This window comes from Acidimicrobiales bacterium (genome assembly GCA_041394245.1).
Classification (GTDB): domain Bacteria; phylum Actinomycetota; class Acidimicrobiia; order Acidimicrobiales; family Aldehydirespiratoraceae; genus JAJRXC01.
This window is the reverse complement of sequence record JAWKIR010000002.1, coordinates 2,666,636-2,683,879: the sequence shown is the minus strand read 5'-3', so window position 1 is coordinate 2,683,879 and position 17,244 is coordinate 2,666,636. Positions and strand designations below refer to the sequence as shown.

Here is a 17,244-nt window from a genome sequence, read left to right as displayed (position 1 = left end):
CCCCCATCCGTCGACCGCCACATCCAATGACTCCGCCCACCGGGCCACGGGAGTTGCCCGGACCGCTGCTGCTCAGGTCGCGGCGAAGGATTCCAATCCGCGATGCCGAACGACGGCGAGCGCGGTAGCTGCCAGGACGATCGCTCCGAGAATCTCGCTCGACGCGGCAACGATCGAGAACCACACCGCCGTGTCGACTTCCCAGATCGGGTCGCTGATCGGACCCCATTCCGGCAGCCAGTGAGCAGCGGTGAAGCCGACGGCGAGGCTCGAGCCGGTCGCCAACGCGGCGATGGGGGCGACGCGGTGGCGCGTCAGTACGAGGGTGATGGTCGCGACCTGAAGGACCAGTCCAAAGTTTCCCAACCAGTAGAGCGAATCGGTGATGCTCCCTTGACCACGTCGGAGGTGGTCGACAGCGTGCATCGTGCTCGCGACCGCGAACACGATGCCGGCGGCAACGAGGCGCTGCTCCGCGCGGGCGGCCGATGCAGTCATCGGACGGCCACGAACTCGTGGGCGAGCCCGGCACGAATGGCGTCGAGCGCCGGTTTGCGAACGCGCTCCTTGGTCCGGGCGTGGGCCGCCATGTCGATGTTGCGCAGCCTGTACGCGTGATCGAGCGCGGCCGCGTCGAGCCGGCTCGCTTCGACGAGTTCGTGGAAGAACCCGGCTGAGCGCGCTTGCTCTGGTTCGTACAACGTGCCGGTGAGCGCCGCATGGTCGAACCATGCCGAGGAGAGTTGATGACGGGCGAGTTCGACGCCGTAGTGAGGGATGGTGAGTCCGATTGCCACCTCGTTGAGCCCGATCTTGCCGTTGCCCGTGACGCCGATCCGCACATCGCACGCCAACAGCGTGAATGCGCCCTGCGCGATCGCATGACCGGTACACGCAGCGACCACCGGGTAGGGGTGCGCCAACATCTGTGCGATCAGCTCGCCGCCGGCCTGGAGTGTGGCGGCGATCGTCTCGATCGGCTCGTCGAACATGGCCATGTCGTACCCAGCGGAGAACACGTCGGCCCGGCCGGTCAGCACCATGACCGCAGCGTCGGCCTCGGCCTGCCTGAACGCCCCGGCGAGACGGGCGATCATGGGCGCAGTCATGACGTTGACGCGGCCGTCGTCCATCGTCACCAGCGCGATGCCGTCGCGGCACGAATAGGTGACCAGGTCAGACTCTGACATTGGAGTGCTCCGGTTCCAGGGTCGCTCGCATCGCCGCGACGGCAACCCGTTGGTAGACGCCGACCAGATCGCCCGGATCGACTGTTGTCGTGCCACGGGTCCACTGCCGGCAGTACTCCTGCACGGCCCCCATCAGCACCGAATGGCCCACTCCAGGTGGGAGCGGCGCCATGACCCCGGCTTCCACCGCGGCGTCGAGGACGCTCTCGACGGCGCTGAAGAAGACGGTGTTCGCGTCCGTCAACGTCGGCGCCGCGGCGTCGATCACCTCATCGGGCTGGGTCGAGAACAGGAACCGGGCCAGTTCCCGGTTGTCACGTACCCAACAGAGGTGCGTCTCGACCAAGGACTCGACAGCCGCGACGGGATCGGGCGTCGATGTCAGCGCCTCGATCGCGGTGCTCTGGTAGCGCCGCATTCCCTCGACGTAGATCTCCGCGACCAGCGCCGGTTTCGACTCGAACGCATGAAACATGCTCCCGCTCGACAACCCCAGAGCATCACGCACCGACACCATCGTGAACGCGCTGTACCCCAGCTCCAGCAACTGTCTCGTCGCTTCGTTCAGGATCCGCTCTCGGGTCGTCATTAGAGCATCACTCTAGAGTCTTACTCTAGAGTGGTCAAGTTGACGGGTGGTGAGACGTACCCGACGGTCGAGGGACCGGCCACGTGCTTCCATCGCGGCTCTTGGTGGGACCACGCCCTACGAAACGGCAGGTATCGCGTCGCATGCGAGCATCGTCATCAGGCGTACTCGACTGCGAGGAGGAGGTCGTACTGCTCGATTTCGTAGGTTTGGACCTCAGCCTGAGTGCGAGCGAGGCGGCGGACCTTCTCGAGGCCGGCGAGGTCGATCGCCGCAGTGGCCATGTGAACGCCGCCGACATGATGTGCCCGCATGAGTTCGAGCCACATCCGGCCCCGTTCACGGCCATCGGCGAGGGCGAGCGCTCGCATGTCATCATCGCTCGCGAGACCTGACATCCCTTCGGCCGGGATGCCGTCGCCGAGGCCCATACCCATCCAGGCCATCACGGTGTCCGGAGCGGTGGTCGACGATCCCCAGTCGGTCAGCCACGCCCGCATCATGCCGACCTCGATGCTCTGGGTCTGCAGGACCTCCGACGCAGCCGCCTGGACGGGGTCTCCCGTGTCCCGCCCCAGCACCCGTTGGCACATCGCCACCGCCTGGACGTGATGCGTGCTCATGTCGACACAGAACCCGATGTCGGCCTCGTTCGGCTCGCCGGTCGTCGAACCCGACGACGCCAACGCGTTGCCACCGGCCATGCCGACGAGTCCGGCGCCCGTCGCCACCAGGAGCCCGCGCCGCGAGATGCGATGCGTCATGCACCCGCCCCACCGTCGGGCGCGTCATCTTGCCCTTCGGGGCGTTCGGGCCGGTCCCCGTCGGCTTCGGGCCGCTCGGGGCGCTCATCATCACCCTCGGGGCGCTCGGGCCGGTCGCCGCCGTCGGCACCATCGTCTCCACGTGCGGTGTCGAGGTCGACGACGCCGGCGAAGCAACCGAGGATGTAGGGGAAGGTGGCAGTGGTGTAGTAGGCGTAGGAGCCGTCGTCATCGGTGCGTCCGTTGCACTGATCGAGGTCTCCGGACCCCTCGACGTAGCTGTGTGCGGCCCACGTGTCGGTTGCGAAGAGCGACTCGTCGGTCAGCTGCCACGACGAGGTGTACTGGTCGGCTCCGGTGTAGATGGGGAACCCGTCGAAGGCGTAGCCGACCAACTGGGGCTGCGCGGCGACCTCGTCGGGAGTGAAGAGGCAGTCGGTCTCCGACGACGTGAGGATCAGGTGGATGTGGAAGCCCGAGGGTCCGTTGTGGCTCCCGCAGTCGGACAAGATCCCCGGGAGCGACTCGACGTCGCCGCCCGTACCTTCGGTCGGCCCGAAGATCGGAATGCCGCCGAGGGTGACGCCGGCGGTTCCGAGGGCCGGTACGTCGGTCACCTCGTCGGCACGTGTCGGCGTCGCCGGGATCGTGAAGGTGTGATCGCGGTCGGTCGGCTGCCCCGGCGATGTCTCGATGTAGGTGTAGTCCGGGATGCCGTTGCTCGTGACGACGATGTCGTCGCCCGCACAGTTGGCGTCGACCTCCGGGGCGTCGAGGTCGGGATTGGCCGAACCCCGGGTGACGAACAACGCGGCGACCTCGTCGCAACCCTCGACGGTACCGACGGAATCGGGCGCCGTCGTGGTCTCCGCCGGACTCTCCGATTCGGTCCCCGGCTCGCCGTCGGTCTCGGCCTCGGTCGCCGAGTCACCGTCGCCTGGTTCGTTTCCCCCGCAAGCCGAGAGGGGGAGCAGCACACAACAGGCCGCGATTGCCAATCGAGCGGCGGCGGAGATCGAGGTGCTGGAGGTGGTGGGGGCGGAACGTTCGGTGTGTCGGTGCATCATGCCAGCACCGTAGGAATGCCGATTGTGGGCTCGATGGCGGCTGCCTGTGAGTCGTCTGTGAGTCCGGAGCGCCCCGAGGCTCGACGGGTCGAACCGCGGCCGACGCGCCCGACCCTCAGGGCTGCCCGTTGGCCGGCAGCACGATGGTGAAGGTTGCCCCTGCGCCAGGGGTTGTCGAGACGAGGATCTCGCCGCCGTGGGCCTGGACGATCGCCCGTGCGATCGACAGACCGAGACCTGCCCCACCGGTGCGGCGTGTCCGCGACGGATCACCTCGACTGAACCGGTCAAAGGCCGTGGCGGCCTCCTCAGGGGTAAGGCCGGGACCGTCGTCGGTCACCGAGATCTCGACTCGTCGACCGGTAGAGCGCGCTGCGACCCGGACCGCGGCGTCGTCGGGCGTGTGGCGTAGGGCGTTGTCGACGAGGACGGCGATCGCCTGGTGCAGTCGCAGGCGGTCGGCCTCGATCTCGCGGGCTTCGGAGACGTCGGCCTCGATGTGACGATCCGGTTGTCCGCCGAGAGCCAACGCGACGACGTCCACGATCATCTCGTCGAGCCGAAAGGCCGAGATGTCCAGGGGTCGCTCCTCGTCGGAGGTCGACAGGACGAGCAGATCCTCCACGAGCAGGTGCATCCGCTCGGCTTCGACCTGCAGCCGGCGGAGCGCATCGTCGAGCTGACCAGGCTGTCGAAACCCGCCGGCCTGGTACAGATCGAGGTATCCGCGGATCGACGTCAGCGGCGTCCTCAGCTCGTGCGATGCATCGGAGACGAACCGGCGCAGTCGCTCCTCGCCGGCATCGCGCTCGTCGAGCATGAGATTGAGCGCATGGCCGAGCCGACCGGCCTCGGTTGCGTCGTTCGCCGGATCGGCGCGCCGGTCCCGCTCTCCTGCGGAGATCGCCTGGGCGACATCGGTCATTGCGCTGATCGGCCGCAGACCGAATCGGTTCAGCCACGAGGCGATCAGGCTCAGGACAACCAGGATCAGGCCCGCGGCACCGGCGAAGATGAGGGTCAACTGACGAACGGTGTCGTCGACGTCGTCGAGGGGCAGCGCCACGACCGTCTCGAACGACACTTCGGTGCCGGCGAGGTAGAGCACACGAAAAGTGGAGGTGCCGTCGATCCCACTGGTCGTGACGATCGTGCCGCCCGCCGGTCGATCGTCGACGAGCGTCTGGAGGTCGGGAACGTCGACGAGGAGCTGACCGCGGATGACCGGGCGGACGGTGTTGTCGGCGGTGATCACTGCGACATAGAGGTCAGAGATGCTCTGGTCGTCGACCGGTCGGGCTTCGGCGCGGCCCAGCCCGTCGGCAAGTGGCTCGCCGTCGACACGAGGCGTCCCGGGCGCCGGCCGAGCCCGCGTCTCCGCTGGCAAGGGCGTCGCGTTCAGGCGATCATCGACCTGGTCGTACAGTTGACTCCTCTGCGCGTTCACCGTGAACACGGCCACGGCGACCACGACGACGAAGATCAGCGTGAAGCCGAGCAGAACCCGAGTCCGGAGCTTCACCCCTCTGCTCGCAGGCAGAACCCGACGCCACGAATCGTGTGGATCAACTTCGTGTCGGCGATGTCGACCTTGCGTCGCAGGTAGCTGATGTAGGTGTCGACCACCGACGATTCGCCGCCGAAGTCGTACTCCCAGACATGGTCGAGGATCTGGGCCCGCGTGAGCACGCGGCCGCTGTTGACGAGGAGGTAGTGCAGCAGCTTGTACTCGGTCGGTGAGAGCTCGACAACAGCGTTCGCCCTGCTCACACGATGTGCCTCGATGTCCAGCTCGAGGTCGGCGCATCGCAGCACCGTCTGCCGGGCGGCCGCGCCGGCCTGCTGCAGGCGCAGCTGCACCCGTGCCACCAGTTCCGCGACGGCGAAGGGTTTGACCATGTAGTCGTCGCCACCGGCGGTGAGACCCCGCACGCGATCGTCGATCGAGTCGCGCGCAGTGAGGAAGATCACCGGCGCCCGGTTTCCTGCGTCGCGCAGTCGCCGCAGCACCTCGAAGCCATCGAGCTCAGGCATCATGACGTCGAGCACGATCAGGTCTGGGCGCAGGTCGGCAGCCAGGTTCAGTCCGGCTCGACCGTCGCCGGCCCCGGCAGTTTCCATGCCGGCGAGCTGCAGCGCCGACTCGACGAGGAAGCGGATGTTCGCCTCGTCATCGACCACGAGGACTCTGGAGACCGGATCGCTCATCGCATCACGTCGACGTAAGCGATGATCGCTTCAGCATCGCCGGCGACCGTTGCCGCCGGCACGAGGTCGGAGGCGCCGTTGAGTAGGACGTCGGTCCACGCTGCGATCACCTCGTCGACGGTACCGCTGGAGAACAAGAGCTCGGTGAGATGTCCGGTCTTCGCCTCGTACATGCTCGCGAAGTGCTCGTCCGCCATGAACCGGTCGACCAGCACGTTCGGCTGATCGCCTGGACCGCCGCCGCCCGGTCGACCGCCACCCGGTGGCCCGCCCCCCGGTCGCCCTTCCCCGGCACTGGCGCCTGCTCCGGTGACGTTCGCCGTGGCGAACGCAAGGTTCAGGTCCCACGAGACGACAGTGAACCGGTTGGTCGCGGTGTCGTACTGGAGGTAGGAGTTGTTGCCGCGGCCGTTGATGTCGTCGGCGTTGCCGATGAGGTCCTGGAACGCCAGGTAGGTGGCGAAGGCTTCGATGTCGAGCCGGTCGGCGAGCTCCGCGGCGAAGGTCGCGTCGTCGGAGTTGTTGATGAAGTCGAGGAAGTCGATCAACGGCTCCATGTCGTCCTCGCCGACCTCCTGATCAAAGGCCTCGCCATAGGCATCTGCGTCGTCGCCGCGGTAGCTGTAGTCGCCCTCACTGTCGGCCTTGTACAGCAGGCCGTTCTCGTCGTCGAAGTGGTCCTCGTACCATTCGCTGTCAGGGTGCTCGACGGTGAGGCGGAGCACGGTCTCGGATCCGTTCACCGTGAGCGCGGTCTCGATCGGACGCTGCGATGCGAGCCCTGTTGCAGCGAGCAGTTCCTGGGCGACGGCTTCGTTCAGCGCGGTCTCGGTCGAGTTGGAACGGATCACGATCTCCTCGTAGCCCTGGTGATCCTCGCCGTCGACGAACTTGTCGAGGCGGATCAGCCACGGAAGCTCCTCGGGACTGCCGGCGGTGGCGGCAGTCAAGCCGAACAGTGACGAGTTTCCCTTCAACCGCAGGCCGACATTCTGGTGTTCGACGCCGTCGATCACCACGGTCGCCGAGATCCAGTCCTTGTCACCGGTCGAGGTGAACGTGTCGATCATCGCGTCATAGGCGGCCTCGTCGAAGTCGACGCTGACGGTGTGGACGACGCCGGCGTCGAACAGGTCGATCGCGTCGTTCGACGCCTCTGCCGAACCGGCCGAACACGCCGACGAGAGGGACAGAACAGCGGCAGTCGCTGCGATCACCGAAGAGAGCCGTCGAGCGGTTCGAAGCCGGAGCAGGCTGCGATGCGGGACCGAGTGAGGCGCATCGGCGATGGTGGTCACGGGGTGCTCCTGTCGACAATCGAGTGGGGATTGGCCACCACCGAATCGCCTCGGGTTCCGGAAACCGTACGAACGGCTTGTGAGTTGCCTGTGAATCGGCGTCACACGAGATCCGAATTCCGCTCACAGGATGTTCACCGACTCCACGGCTTCCATGGTCGCCATGACTCCTGCAGCACTGGTCACCGCCGATCTCGTCGCCATCACCGCCCTGGTGTTCGGCCTCTACTTTCCCCGCCACCGTCGACGAGACATGGTGGTCGCAATACTCGGCCTCAACGTGGGGGTCATGGCCGTTGCCACGGCGCTCGCCACCGCCGAGGTTAGCGCGGGCCTGGGCCTCGGACTCTTCGGCGTGCTGTCGATCATCCGGCTCCGTTCCACCGAGCTCGCTCAGGAGGACATCGCCTACTACTTCACCGCGCTCGCGATCGGGCTTCTCGGCGGCATCGGCGTGTCGCCCGCGTGGGTGACTCCTGCGCTGATGGGCACCATCCTCCTCGCGCTGTTCGTCGCCGACCACCCCCGGCTGTTCGGGAGCCATCGAACCCAGACGATCACCCTCGACAGGGCGTACCCGAACGAGCGGGCCGCTACCGAGCACCTCCAGCGGTTGCTCGGCGCCGAGGTCACGCGACTCCGTATCAAGAGGCTCGACCTCGTTCGCGACACCACCATCGTGGAGGTCTGCTTCAAGCTGGCAGACGCTCTCCCGGGAAGTGATCTCCCATCCGGACACCCGGAGCTCTGCCCGGACCTGTCGAACCGATGAGCGCGATTGAACACGCCCTCACGACGCTCGACCCCATCTCGTTGCAAGCGACCAATCAGCTCGCCGAGCTGCAGACCCGAGTGGACCGCAAGTACCTCGTCGATGAAGCGACCCTCGTGCAACTGATCACAGCTGTGGCCCCGAGCGTTCGTGTCTTGCAGATCGACGGCCGCCAGTCCTCCCTGTATCGCTCGACCTACTTCGACACCGAGTCCCTCGAGCTCTTCCGGGCCGCGGTGCAGGGGCGGCGGCATCGGTACAAGATCCGAAGCCGAACCTACGGCGAGACCGGTCCCTGCTTCCTGGAGGTCAAGGCCAAGGGTCGCCGAGGACACAACGTGAAGGCCAGGATTCCGTACCGCCGGACCGACCACGCGGCCATCACGAGCGAAGGGGACGACTTCGTGGAGCAGGCCACCGGCGCGCAGGGTCTCGCCGCAGCACTACGACCAACACTGTGCACCGAGTACGTACGCTCCACACTCATCGACCCCGGAACCCGCACGCGCCTGACGCTCGACCGCGGGCTGCAATGTACCGACCTCGCCGTCGATGACTGCAACGAGGCCATGCTCGATGCGATCGTCATCGAGACAAAGACGACGGGGCCGCCCAGCGCAGCCGACCGCTGGCTCTGGGAGCACCACCGACGACCCACCAGTATCAGCAAGTACTGCACGGGTCTCGCCGCAACCCGCCCGGAACTGCCCGCCAACAAGTGGCACACCCTCATTGCCCGCCACTGGCGGACGCCATCGACTCCCTCGCTCGGGATCACCTGAGCAGAGCCCAGCCGTCCGAGCAGGCGGCGGAACCCGGCCGTCTGCGTCATCTTGCGACGCAGCACCGGACCAAAGATGGTCACCACGTCCGTAGTTCACCCCCACGGCGTCCACGCCGCGGACCAGATCGGACCACGCCACTTACCCACGCCCTCCAAGAGTCCCGGAGCCGCAGTGCTGCGGCAACGCAACGTCGGCCGACAGCGCTACCGAGTCTTCGAGACAACCGAGGTGCTGGACCTGTTCACCGGGCTCGAGCGGGCGAGCGACACCGAAACCGACGCACGCAGTCGCCGCCGACGCGCAGGCGCAGATGCATGGACGGGCCGACCATGACCCGGACTCTCCTCGCCAACCCGCCGAACTGGCACCTACGCAGGGAGTTTCACCGATAGAGATCGCCGCTCAAGTACTTGAGCCCGGAGTCCGGCTGAAGCGTCACGACACGGTGTCCAGGGCCGAGCTCCTGTGCAAGACGGGTTGCGGCAAGGATGCTGGCTCCGCCGCTCGGACCAGTCCAGACGCCCTCGACTCGGGCGAGTGTGCGTGCGGCGGCAAAGGCGTCCTCTGTGCTGACTGCATCAAGACGGTCGTAGCTGTCCGGTGTGATCAGCGGCGGGACGAACCCGACTCCGCCCCCTTCAATCATGTGACTTCCTGCTGCATGCCCTGCGATGACGGCGGACTCGGCTGGTTCGACGACGGTGCGGATGACATCGGGCCAACGCTCGTGGCCGTTCGCGAGACATCCGGCACGTTCTCGACGCCGAGCACCGCTCCGGCGACGACATCGCGACGCCCGCCGAACTTGGGTACAGACCACCTCGCCCGTCACCTGCAGCACGTAACCCGGCGGGGTGCGAGGTGGCGACGGTCCGCTTCAGCCGCCGGGTTCGAGGAGGCCGGTTTCGTAGGCGTAGACCACGGCGTGGACACGGTCGCGCAACGCGAGCTTCATCAGGATCCGTTTGACGTGGGTCTTCACCGTGCTCTCGCCGACGATCAGCTCGGCAGCGATCTCCTTGTTCGACAGGCCCTGCGCGATCAGTACCAGCACCTCGCGTTCGCGGTCGGTGAGCCGGTCGAGTTCGCGGTTGCTGACGTCGGTCGGAGTCGGCCCGTCTGCGGTCGCTCGCGAGAACTCGCGCATCAGCCGGCGTGTCACCGACGGCGCCAGTAGCGCGTCTCCGCCGGCGACGACGCGGATCCCGGCGAGCAAGTCTTCGGGCGGGGTTCGCTTGAGCAGGAACCCGCTGGCGCCGGCGCGAACCGCGTCGTACACGTACTCGTCGAGTTCGAACGTGGTGAGGACGAGTACCCGAGTCCCATCCGGCTTGTCGGCGTCGGTGGCCAACTCGCCGACGATCCGCCTCGTCGCCTCCAGCCCGTCCATGCCCGGCATGCGGATGTCCATCAGGACGACGTCGGGCTCCAACGACCCGGCGAGTTCGATCGCGGCGTTGCCGTCGCCCGCCTCACCGACGACCTCGAGGTCGTCCTGGGTCTCGATCATCATCCGCAAGCCGGCGCGGACCAGGACGTCGTCGTCGACGATCAGCACTCGGACGGTCATCGGTCGTCCTCTGCCCGCGGGATGTGTGCCTCGACGCGGTAGCCGCCGCCGGCCCGCGGCCCGGTCGTGAGTCGGCCGCCCAACAGTTCAACGCGCTCGCGCATCCCGATCAGTCCGCGCCCACCACCGCCCGTCGCCGTGGCGGCGGCGCCGCGCCCGTCGTCGATCACCTGCACGATCAGCTCCCGGTCGTCGCACCGGAGTGTGACCTCGATGTGGGCCGGGCCGGCGTGCTTGACGGCGTTGGTCAGTGCCTCCTGAACGATGCGGTACGCAGTGGCGCTGGTGGTGTGCTCGACGGTCCGGTCGAGTTCGGGCGGGCACCCGTCCACGAACTCGATGTCGGCGCCGGCGGCTCGGATGCCCTCGACGAGTCGGCCGATGTCGGCCAGGCCGTAGGCGGGTTCGAGCGGTGCGGCGTCGTCGGTGGCGTGCAGGAGGCCGAGCATGCGGTCGAGGTCACCGAGTGCGAGCCGTCCGACCCGCTCGATCTCGCGCAGCGACGCGACGGCCCGTTCGTCCTGGGTGGCGAGGCGGGCGGCGCCGGCCTGCATCACCATCACGTTCACGCTGTGGCCGACGGCGTCGTGCAGCTCGCGAGCGATCCGGTTGCGCTCCTCCGCGACCGCCTGGCGAGCGACGGCATCGACCGCCGCCTGGGTCGCCGCGGCGTGTTCGGCGAGGGCCGCCTGGCGTTCGTGCGATGCACGGACCTGACTCCCGAACGCCCAGCCGATCAGGAAGAACATGACGAACACGAATCGGGCGCCGCCGTCGAACGCGTCGATCTCCCCGGGCCCGTAGAAGGTGATCGGCCACACGGCGAGCAACCCGATCGCGAGGATCGTCGCGGACACCCGTGGCGGTCGGGTGAGCGCCACCGTGTACGCGAGCGGTACCAGTGCGAGCGTCCCGTTGCCCTCGCCGTAGTCGAAGGCGGCGACGAGGTAGATGCCGATCGCTGCCGCGAGCACGGTGAGTGGGGCGAGACGCCGGACGACGATCAGCGCGGCCGGCGCCATGACGAGGAACCAGCCGGGGAAGCCGACGGCGCCGAACTCGTCGACGGCATCGGGCCGGGTCATCTGGACGACCGTGACGAACCCGAGTGTCAGCGCCCCGCAGGCGTCGGCCACGAACCAGATCGGGGCGCGATTCGGGGTGCGGTCGGGAGCGAACGACGTCATCACGTGGGTCGACAGTACCGGTCGTCCGTCGGGCGGTCGTCCCCCCGTGGGGGGACCCGGCGTCACCCCACGGGGCACGGTTCGCGACCGCCCCGGGGAGGGACGACCGCGACGGGGGTCGACGAGGAGAGTGGTCGTCGATCGGACAGCACGTCCGACTCGTTTCCAAAGGAGCCCCGATGCACTCGACACCGACCCACGCCCACAGAAAGCACCGCACCATGAGCATCACTACCCGTCAGCCCGTCACGACCACCTCCACCGACGACCGGAGCAGCCGCATCGGTGGCGCCGCCGCCGTCGTCGCCGCCCTCACCTTCGTGTTCGGCATCGTCATGTTCGCCACGGGCATGTCCGACTACACGACGGGCGATCCGAGCCCGGCCGAGTCGGTCGACTTCCTCGTCGCCCACCAGGGCTCGCTGTTCGTCTGGTACCTCGTCATCTTCCTCGTGTTCGGCATCGCCCTGGTGCCGCTCGCGCTCGCCCTCCACCGGCGACTCGCACCGGCCACGCCGATGCTGGCCACGACGGCCACCGCCTTCGGGTTGATCTGGGCGGGCCTGATGTTCGCCACCGGGATGATCGAGAACATCGGGATCGAGGTCGTCGCCGACCTGGCCGGCTCGCACCCGGGTGACGCCCCCGCCGTGTGGTCGTCGATCGACGCCGTCACCAACGGCCTCGGCGGCGGCAACGAGCTGCTCGGCGGACTGTGGATCGGCCTGATCAGCCTGGCCGCCCTCGCCTCGGGCACCCTCCCGAAGGCCCTGAACTGGCTCGGCGTGGCGACGGCAGTGGCCGGCCTGGCCACCCTCGCCCCCGGCTTCGAAGCCGCCGAGATGGTGTTCGGCCTCGGCTCGATCGCCTGGTTCGTCTGGATCGGCGCCGCCCTCCTCCGCAACCGCACCACCTGACCTCACCAACCCACGAACCACCCACGACACACAGGAGTCCGCCATGACCATCACCACCGAACCCACGACCTTCGCCCCGCCCCGGATCGCGACTGCCCCCGACGGCTTCGCTGCGAGTGCGACCGACGCGGTCAAGACCTACGGCCGCGGCGACGCCGCCGTCCACGCTCTCGCCGGCGTGACCGTCGGCTTCGAGCGCAACCGCTTCACCGCCATCATGGGCCCGTCCGGGTCGGGCAAGTCGACCCTCATGCAGACCGTCGCCGGCCTCGACACGCTGACGTCCGGCTCGGTCGCCATCGGCGGCGTCGAGCTGTCGTCGCTGAACGACAAGCAGCTGACCCGCATGCGTCGCGACAAGATCGGCTTCATCTTCCAGTCGTTCAACCTGGTGCCGACCCTGACGGCCCGGGAGAACATCCTGCTGCCGCTCGATCTCGCCGGCCGCAGGGTCGACGCCGACTGGCTCGACCACGTCGTGTCGACCGTCGGCATGGGGGAGCGTCTCCGCCATCGCCCGACCGAGCTGTCGGGTGGCCAGCAGCAGCGCGTCGCCGTGGCCCGTGCGCTCGTCAGCCGACCCGAGATCGTGTTCGGTGACGAGCCGACCGGCAACCTCGACAGCCGCGCCGGCGCCGAGGTCCTGTCGTTCCTGCGCACCGCGGTGCGCGAGCTCGACCAGACCGTCGTGATGGTCACCCACGATCCAATCGCCGCGTCGTACGCCGACCGGATCGTCTTCCTCGCCGACGGTCGCATCGTCGACGAGATGTTCTCGCCCACGCCCGACTCGGTGCTCGACCGCATGAAGCGGTTCGAGTACTGACCCGCCGACCTCCACGAAGGGACACGCCATGTTGCGCCTCTCCATCCGATCGCTGCTCGCCAAGAAGCTGCGATTCATCACCACGGCGGTCGCCATCGTCCTCGGCGTCGCCTTCACGGCGGGGACGATGATCCTCGCCGACACCATGTCGGCGTCGTACGGCACCGCGATCGAGGGCGTCGCCGACGGCGTCGACGTGGTCGTACGCGGTCACCGCCTCGACCCCGACGACCCGCTCACCGCCCGCGCCGAGATCCCCCTCGACACGCTCGACACGATCGCCGGGCTCCCGGGCGTCGCTGCCGCCGCTCCCTATGCGGAGGGCTACACCGAGGTGATCGGCGCCGACGGTTCGACGATCGACGTGATGCAGAGCGTCGGGTTGAACTGGATCGACGACGATGTACTCGCGTTGTACGAGGTCGTCGACGGTCGTGCACCGTCGGCCCCCGGTGAGGTCGCACTCGGCGACAACACCGCCGACCTGGCCGACGTCGCGATCGGTGACCCGGTCGACCTGTTGACCGTGCGCGGCCGCGAGACGTTCACCGTCGTCGGCCTCACCCAGCTGTCTGGTGGTTCGGCGTTCGGTAGCACCGGGTTCGTCCACTTCACCGACGCCGACGCCGAAGGCCGCATCACCGAGTTGGGCCAGACCGACTGGGTGATCGCCCGCGGCGACGGTTCGGTCACGCCCGACGCGCTGGCCGCCAGCGCCTCGCTCGTGCTGCCCGACCAGAGCATCGTCACCGGCCAGGGCATGATCGACGAGCAGCAGGCCGACGTCGACCGCGCCGTCGACCTCATCCGCACGATCCTGCTGGTGTTCGGCTTCATCGCCCTGTTCGTCGGAGCGTTCACGATCGCCAACACCTTCACGGTGACGATCGCGCAGCGGACGAAGGAGCTCGCGCTGGTGCGGGCGATCGGAGCCGGCCGCCGTCAGGTCCTCGGATCGGTCGTGATCGAGGCCGCCGTGCTCGGAGTGGTCGCCGCTGCAGCGGGCGTCGTCGCCGGCATCGGGGTCGCCGCCGGTCTGACCGAGCTGTTCGCAACCTTCGGTCTCGAGTTCCCCGACTCCGATCTCGTCATCGCCACCCGGACGATCGTCTGGTCGATGGCGACCGGCGTCGGCGTGACGATCGGCTCCGCCCTGCTGCCCGCTCGTCGTGGCGCCTCGGTTGCCCCGGTCGAGGCGATGCGCGAGGCGTCGACCGAACCAGCGGGTGTCCCCATCCGTCGCACGGTCGTCGGCCTCGTCGCCGCCGTCGCCGGTGTCGTGCTCCTGCTCGTCGGCGGTTCCGACGGGAACGCCAAGACGGTCGGCTACGGCATGGCGCTCGCCTTCGTCGGTGCACTGGCACTCGGCCCCGTGCTCGTCCGCCCGGTCGTCGCGGCCCTCGCCGTGCCGCTCGGCTGGTTCGGTGCGAGTGGTCGACTCGCCGCCGCGAACGCCCGGCGCAACTCGAAGCGGTCAGCCGCCACGGCGTCGGCGCTCACGATCGGCGTGATGCTGGTCGCCGGTGCCGCCATGTTCGCGAGCACCGCGTCGGAGACGGTGCGCGGCGACGTGGAGGAGGTGTTCGTCGCCGACCGGATCGTGCGTCCACTCGGGATGAGCCCGGGCATGCCGACCGAACTCGCCGCCGCCCTCGCCGACATCGACGGCGTCGACGTCCTCCCGATGCAGACCGCCGACGTCTCGATCGATGGTGACACCACCGCCGTGACGGGCCTCGACCTGGCCGCCGCCGATGGCTTCCTCGACGTCGAGGTGGTCGACGGTGCGATCGACGCCACCTCGTTGGCGGTCGGCGATCAGCTCGCCGCCGACCAGGGTTGGTCCGTCGGCGACACGATCGACATCACGTTCGCCGACGGCACGTCGGAGCAACTCCCGATCGGTGTCGTCCTCGACGAGGGCGCCGCGCTCGAACCGGTCATCGCCCCGTACGACCTCGTCGCCGCGCACGGCATCGGTCTCGACCAGCTCCTCTTCATCGACGCCGGCGACGACGACTCGATCGCAGCGGTCGAGGCGATCACCGACCAGATGCCGACCGCCACGGTCGAGTCGGTGTCGGAGCTCTCCGACGCCATCGCCGGCACGTTCGACACCTTGCTCACGATCGTGCTCGGCTTCCTCGGCTTGGCGATCGTGATCGCCGTGCTCGGCATCGCCACCACGATCGGACTGTCAGTGCACGAACGCACTCGTGAGCTGGGTGTGTTGCGGGCGGTCGGCATGAGCCGCAGCCAGCTGCGCCGCTCGATCCGGTTGGAGGCGATCGTCATCGCCCTGTTCGGCACGGCGATCGGTGCCGCCCTCGGCATCGGTGGGACCTGGGCCCTGCTGAGGACGTTGACCGACGACGGCTTTGCCGATCCGGTCCTCCCGATCGGGCCCCTGGTCGGCACGGCGATCGGAGCGATCCTCGCCGGCACCGCCGCCGCCGCCCTCCCCGCCCACCGAGCCGCCAGGCGCAAGGTCCTCGACGCCATCCGCGCCGACTGACGAACAGCCCAGACCGGGCACGGATGTGGTCTGACCAGGTCCGTGCCCGGTCGTGTGCCCGGTCTTGCCGGCGAACGTGGTGTCGGCCGGGATTTGCTTGCCGAGGTGCCAGTAGCGCGCGTGGTGCCGGCCGCTCCTCGTGTCCGCTTGTCCTCGTTGCAGACGCGCGTGCTTGCCCGATCCACGACAGTCGCATCCCTCCTGGCGAGCGCTTGACGCCTGCGGGTGTTCGGCCCTCCCGTCGAATCCGCCCTGATTAGGAATTGATTCGTTCCTATGTCGCTCGATACCTCGGCTGGCGCAAGCATCGGCGAACGAGAGGGGGCCGTGATCGGCTCGGACCACACCGAACCCGCTGGAACAACGCCCGACCCATTGCAGTCGGCGACCTCACGGCGATCAGCCCATCGACGGAGAGGACAGTGACGCGTCTGGATGACGCCGCCAGCACGGTGAGGTGGATCAGGGGTCGAGCGAGCGAACCTCACGGCGGTGATAGGGATCCCCGCCACTCCGACAGGTTGTCGGACCGCGTTCCCCGCACCCCTCCGGTGGCGGAAATGCTGCGGCGAAGTCGACGGCCGCGCTGGAGTCACCTTCAATGGTGAGGGGTTCGAGCGACCTGCGGCCGAGCAGCGCCGCAAGGATCTCAGCGCTGGGACCCACGAACGTGCAGGCGACCGCGGACGTTGGGGGACCTTCCTCCACGTCGACTTGACCAGCATCATCGACACGAACGGCGGCGTCGATCACATCGGTCCCGAATCGCCAGCTCCCCGAGATCGAGGTGTTCGCGATACCAGATCTCGGTCGCCGACTCCTCAACCACCGCAGGCGCATCGGCAACGCACAAGCGTCGATGGTCGTTGCTCCGCTCGCGCGCCTGGATAGAAGGCAGTCGCTTCTCCAGCAAGCGTGTGCTCTGTCATCCAGCGCGACGCCTCCGCTCCGTTGCGGAGATGGCAGACGATCGTCAGTCGACTTCAGTCAGGGAGCAGCGATGGCGCCAGGAATTCCGCAGTCGACCGGTGACGCATTGTGTCCACGAGTTCATGGTGGCGCACGCGAATGGCGTCGGCGATCCCGCCCAGATCAGTCACCCGGACTCCTCGAGGTGGCGACCACCATCATGATCAGCGTCGGCACAACGAAGAGTCCAACCGACGCGGCCCCGAGAACCGCGACCACGCCGAGGACCAGGCTGGCCACCAGCCTCGCCTTTCGCCGGACGCCCGCAGGTCGACACAGCATCGGCACAGCAGCGACAAGCGCCGGGACGAGCGCGATTGCGACGATGCGCGCCCCTTCAGTCTCCAGGAGCGACCTCCTCGTCGACTCGCTCACCACCTCAGGGCCAGCACCGACGCTTTCGCCCTCCGCTATGGACTCGGGCTCGAACTGGGCGCTGTCGGAGCTCTCGCTGACCAGCGGCAGGAGCGAGATGGCCAGCGCGAACGCGAACGCAGCGGCGATCGCCGCCAGGTTCCAGCGGTCGCCGGCCCGCGATACCTGCCCCGCCATCTGGGCACCCACCGCTGGACTCGTCATTCCAGTAT

The 17,244-nt window shown here is 68.1% G+C and carries 16 protein-coding genes; 5 read left to right on the top strand and 11 right to left on the bottom strand.

Annotation, left to right across the window (positions count from 1 at the left end; all coding sequences use genetic code 11):
• Nucleotides 1-72 precede the first annotated feature (72 nt).
• The 8 genes from R2707_13345 to R2707_13310 form a co-directional block, all read right to left on the bottom strand.
• Nucleotides 73-498, bottom strand: coding sequence for a hypothetical protein (locus tag R2707_13345; GenBank protein MEZ5246078.1), 426 nt, complete (start codon nucleotides 496-498; stop codon nucleotides 73-75).
• The gene (locus R2707_13340; protein ID MEZ5246077.1) at nucleotides 495-1,190 is read right to left on the bottom strand and encodes a crotonase/enoyl-CoA hydratase family protein; all 696 of its coding nucleotides are present in this window, start codon (nucleotides 1,188-1,190) and stop codon (nucleotides 495-497) included. Before R2707_13340 ends, R2707_13345 begins: the two co-directional genes overlap by 4 nt.
• On the bottom strand, nucleotides 1,177-1,779 hold the full coding sequence (locus tag R2707_13335) for a TetR/AcrR family transcriptional regulator (GenBank protein ID MEZ5246076.1): 603 nt from the start codon (nucleotides 1,777-1,779) through the stop codon (nucleotides 1,177-1,179). The genes R2707_13340 and R2707_13335 overlap by 14 nt, the downstream gene beginning before the upstream one ends.
• A 158-nt stretch (nucleotides 1,780-1,937) precedes the next feature.
• Nucleotides 1,938-2,543 (bottom strand): DUF305 domain-containing protein, encoded by a 606-nt coding sequence (locus R2707_13330; protein MEZ5246075.1) that lies wholly within the window; start codon nucleotides 2,541-2,543, stop codon nucleotides 1,938-1,940.
• Nucleotides 2,540-3,610 (bottom strand): YHYH protein, encoded by a 1,071-nt coding sequence (locus tag R2707_13325; GenBank protein MEZ5246074.1) that lies wholly within the window; start codon nucleotides 3,608-3,610, stop codon nucleotides 2,540-2,542. Before R2707_13325 ends, R2707_13330 begins: the two co-directional genes overlap by 4 nt.
• 115 nt (nucleotides 3,611-3,725) lie before the next feature.
• Entirely contained in the window at nucleotides 3,726-5,132 is a 1,407-nt protein-coding gene (locus tag R2707_13320) for a HAMP domain-containing sensor histidine kinase (protein ID MEZ5246073.1), read from the bottom strand.
• Nucleotides 5,129-5,818 carry a response regulator transcription factor gene (locus R2707_13315; GenBank protein ID MEZ5246072.1) on the bottom strand — a complete coding sequence of 230 codons (690 nt, stop codon included), beginning with the start codon at nucleotides 5,816-5,818 and terminating at the stop codon, nucleotides 5,129-5,131. Before R2707_13315 ends, R2707_13320 begins: the two co-directional genes overlap by 4 nt.
• Entirely contained in the window at nucleotides 5,815-7,116 is a 1,302-nt protein-coding gene (locus R2707_13310) for a CotH kinase family protein (GenBank protein MEZ5246071.1), read from the bottom strand. Before R2707_13310 ends, R2707_13315 begins: the two co-directional genes overlap by 4 nt.
• 163 nt (nucleotides 7,117-7,279) lie before the next feature.
• Here R2707_13310 and R2707_13305 point away from each other — a divergent pair, with 163 nt between their 5' ends.
• Both R2707_13305 and R2707_13300 read left to right on the top strand, forming a co-directional pair.
• Nucleotides 7,280-7,888 carry a DUF4956 domain-containing protein gene (locus R2707_13305; GenBank protein ID MEZ5246070.1) on the top strand — a complete coding sequence of 203 codons (609 nt, stop codon included), beginning with the start codon at nucleotides 7,280-7,282 and terminating at the stop codon, nucleotides 7,886-7,888.
• Nucleotides 7,885-8,670 carry a polyphosphate polymerase domain-containing protein gene (locus tag R2707_13300; GenBank protein MEZ5246069.1) on the top strand — a complete coding sequence of 262 codons (786 nt, stop codon included), beginning with the start codon at nucleotides 7,885-7,887 and terminating at the stop codon, nucleotides 8,668-8,670. The genes R2707_13305 and R2707_13300 overlap by 4 nt, the downstream gene beginning before the upstream one ends.
• Nucleotides 8,671-9,550: 880 nt before the next feature.
• Here R2707_13300 and R2707_13295 read toward each other — a convergent pair.
• Both R2707_13295 and R2707_13290 read right to left on the bottom strand, forming a co-directional pair.
• Nucleotides 9,551-10,243 (bottom strand): response regulator transcription factor, encoded by a 693-nt coding sequence (locus tag R2707_13295; protein ID MEZ5246068.1) that lies wholly within the window; start codon nucleotides 10,241-10,243, stop codon nucleotides 9,551-9,553.
• Nucleotides 10,240-11,430: a histidine kinase gene (locus R2707_13290; GenBank protein MEZ5246067.1), complete on the bottom strand. Its 1,191-nt coding sequence runs from the start codon at nucleotides 11,428-11,430 to the stop codon at nucleotides 10,240-10,242. Before R2707_13290 ends, R2707_13295 begins: the two co-directional genes overlap by 4 nt.
• A gap of 221 nt (nucleotides 11,431-11,651) precedes the next feature.
• Here R2707_13290 and R2707_13285 point away from each other — a divergent pair, with 221 nt between their 5' ends.
• The 3 genes from R2707_13285 to R2707_13275 are packed head-to-tail and all read left to right on the top strand — an operon-like array spanning nucleotide 11,652 to nucleotide 15,688.
• Nucleotides 11,652-12,347, top strand: coding sequence for a DUF4386 family protein (locus R2707_13285; GenBank protein ID MEZ5246066.1), 696 nt, complete (start codon nucleotides 11,652-11,654; stop codon nucleotides 12,345-12,347).
• Between the two features lie 43 nt (nucleotides 12,348-12,390).
• Nucleotides 12,391-13,173, top strand: coding sequence for an ABC transporter ATP-binding protein (locus R2707_13280; GenBank protein ID MEZ5246065.1), 783 nt, complete (start codon nucleotides 12,391-12,393; stop codon nucleotides 13,171-13,173).
• A gap of 28 nt (nucleotides 13,174-13,201) precedes the next feature.
• Nucleotides 13,202-15,688 (top strand): FtsX-like permease family protein, encoded by a 2,487-nt coding sequence (locus tag R2707_13275; protein MEZ5246064.1) that lies wholly within the window; start codon nucleotides 13,202-13,204, stop codon nucleotides 15,686-15,688.
• Nucleotides 15,689-16,780: 1,092 nt separating this feature from the next.
• Here the strand turns inward: R2707_13275 and R2707_13270 are convergent.
• Nucleotides 16,781-17,236: a hypothetical protein gene (locus tag R2707_13270; protein ID MEZ5246063.1), complete on the bottom strand. Its 456-nt coding sequence runs from the start codon at nucleotides 17,234-17,236 to the stop codon at nucleotides 16,781-16,783.
• Nucleotides 17,237-17,244 lie beyond the last annotated feature (8 nt).

What these genes read in the sequence shown, in the direction of transcription:
- R2707_13345 (MEZ5246078.1), bottom strand. Translation starts at nt 498, where the DNA reads ATGACTGCATCGGCCGCCCGCGCGGAGCAGCGCCTCGTTGCCGCCGGC.
- R2707_13340 (MEZ5246077.1), bottom strand. Translation starts at nt 1,190, where the DNA reads ATGTCAGAGTCTGACCTGGTCACCTATTCGTGCCGCGACGGCATCGCG.
- R2707_13335 (MEZ5246076.1), bottom strand. Translation starts at nt 1,779, where the DNA reads ATGACGACCCGAGAGCGGATCCTGAACGAAGCGACGAGACAGTTGCTG.
- R2707_13330 (MEZ5246075.1), bottom strand. Translation starts at nt 2,543, where the DNA reads ATGACGCATCGCATCTCGCGGCGCGGGCTCCTGGTGGCGACGGGCGCC.
- R2707_13325 (MEZ5246074.1), bottom strand. Translation starts at nt 3,610, where the DNA reads ATGATGCACCGACACACCGAACGTTCCGCCCCCACCACCTCCAGCACC.
- R2707_13315 (MEZ5246072.1), bottom strand. Translation starts at nt 5,818, where the DNA reads ATGAGCGATCCGGTCTCCAGAGTCCTCGTGGTCGATGACGAGGCGAAC.
- R2707_13305 (MEZ5246070.1), top strand. Translation starts at nt 7,280, where the DNA reads ATGACTCCTGCAGCACTGGTCACCGCCGATCTCGTCGCCATCACCGCC.
- R2707_13300 (MEZ5246069.1), top strand. Translation starts at nt 7,885, where the DNA reads ATGAGCGCGATTGAACACGCCCTCACGACGCTCGACCCCATCTCGTTG.
- R2707_13295 (MEZ5246068.1), bottom strand. Translation starts at nt 10,243, where the DNA reads ATGACCGTCCGAGTGCTGATCGTCGACGACGACGTCCTGGTCCGCGCC.
- R2707_13290 (MEZ5246067.1), bottom strand. Translation starts at nt 11,430, where the DNA reads ATGACGTCGTTCGCTCCCGACCGCACCCCGAATCGCGCCCCGATCTGG.
- R2707_13285 (MEZ5246066.1), top strand. Translation starts at nt 11,652, where the DNA reads ATGAGCATCACTACCCGTCAGCCCGTCACGACCACCTCCACCGACGAC.
- R2707_13280 (MEZ5246065.1), top strand. Translation starts at nt 12,391, where the DNA reads ATGACCATCACCACCGAACCCACGACCTTCGCCCCGCCCCGGATCGCG.
- R2707_13275 (MEZ5246064.1), top strand. Translation starts at nt 13,202, where the DNA reads ATGTTGCGCCTCTCCATCCGATCGCTGCTCGCCAAGAAGCTGCGATTC.
- R2707_13270 (MEZ5246063.1), bottom strand. Translation starts at nt 17,236, where the DNA reads ATGACGAGTCCAGCGGTGGGTGCCCAGATGGCGGGGCAGGTATCGCGG.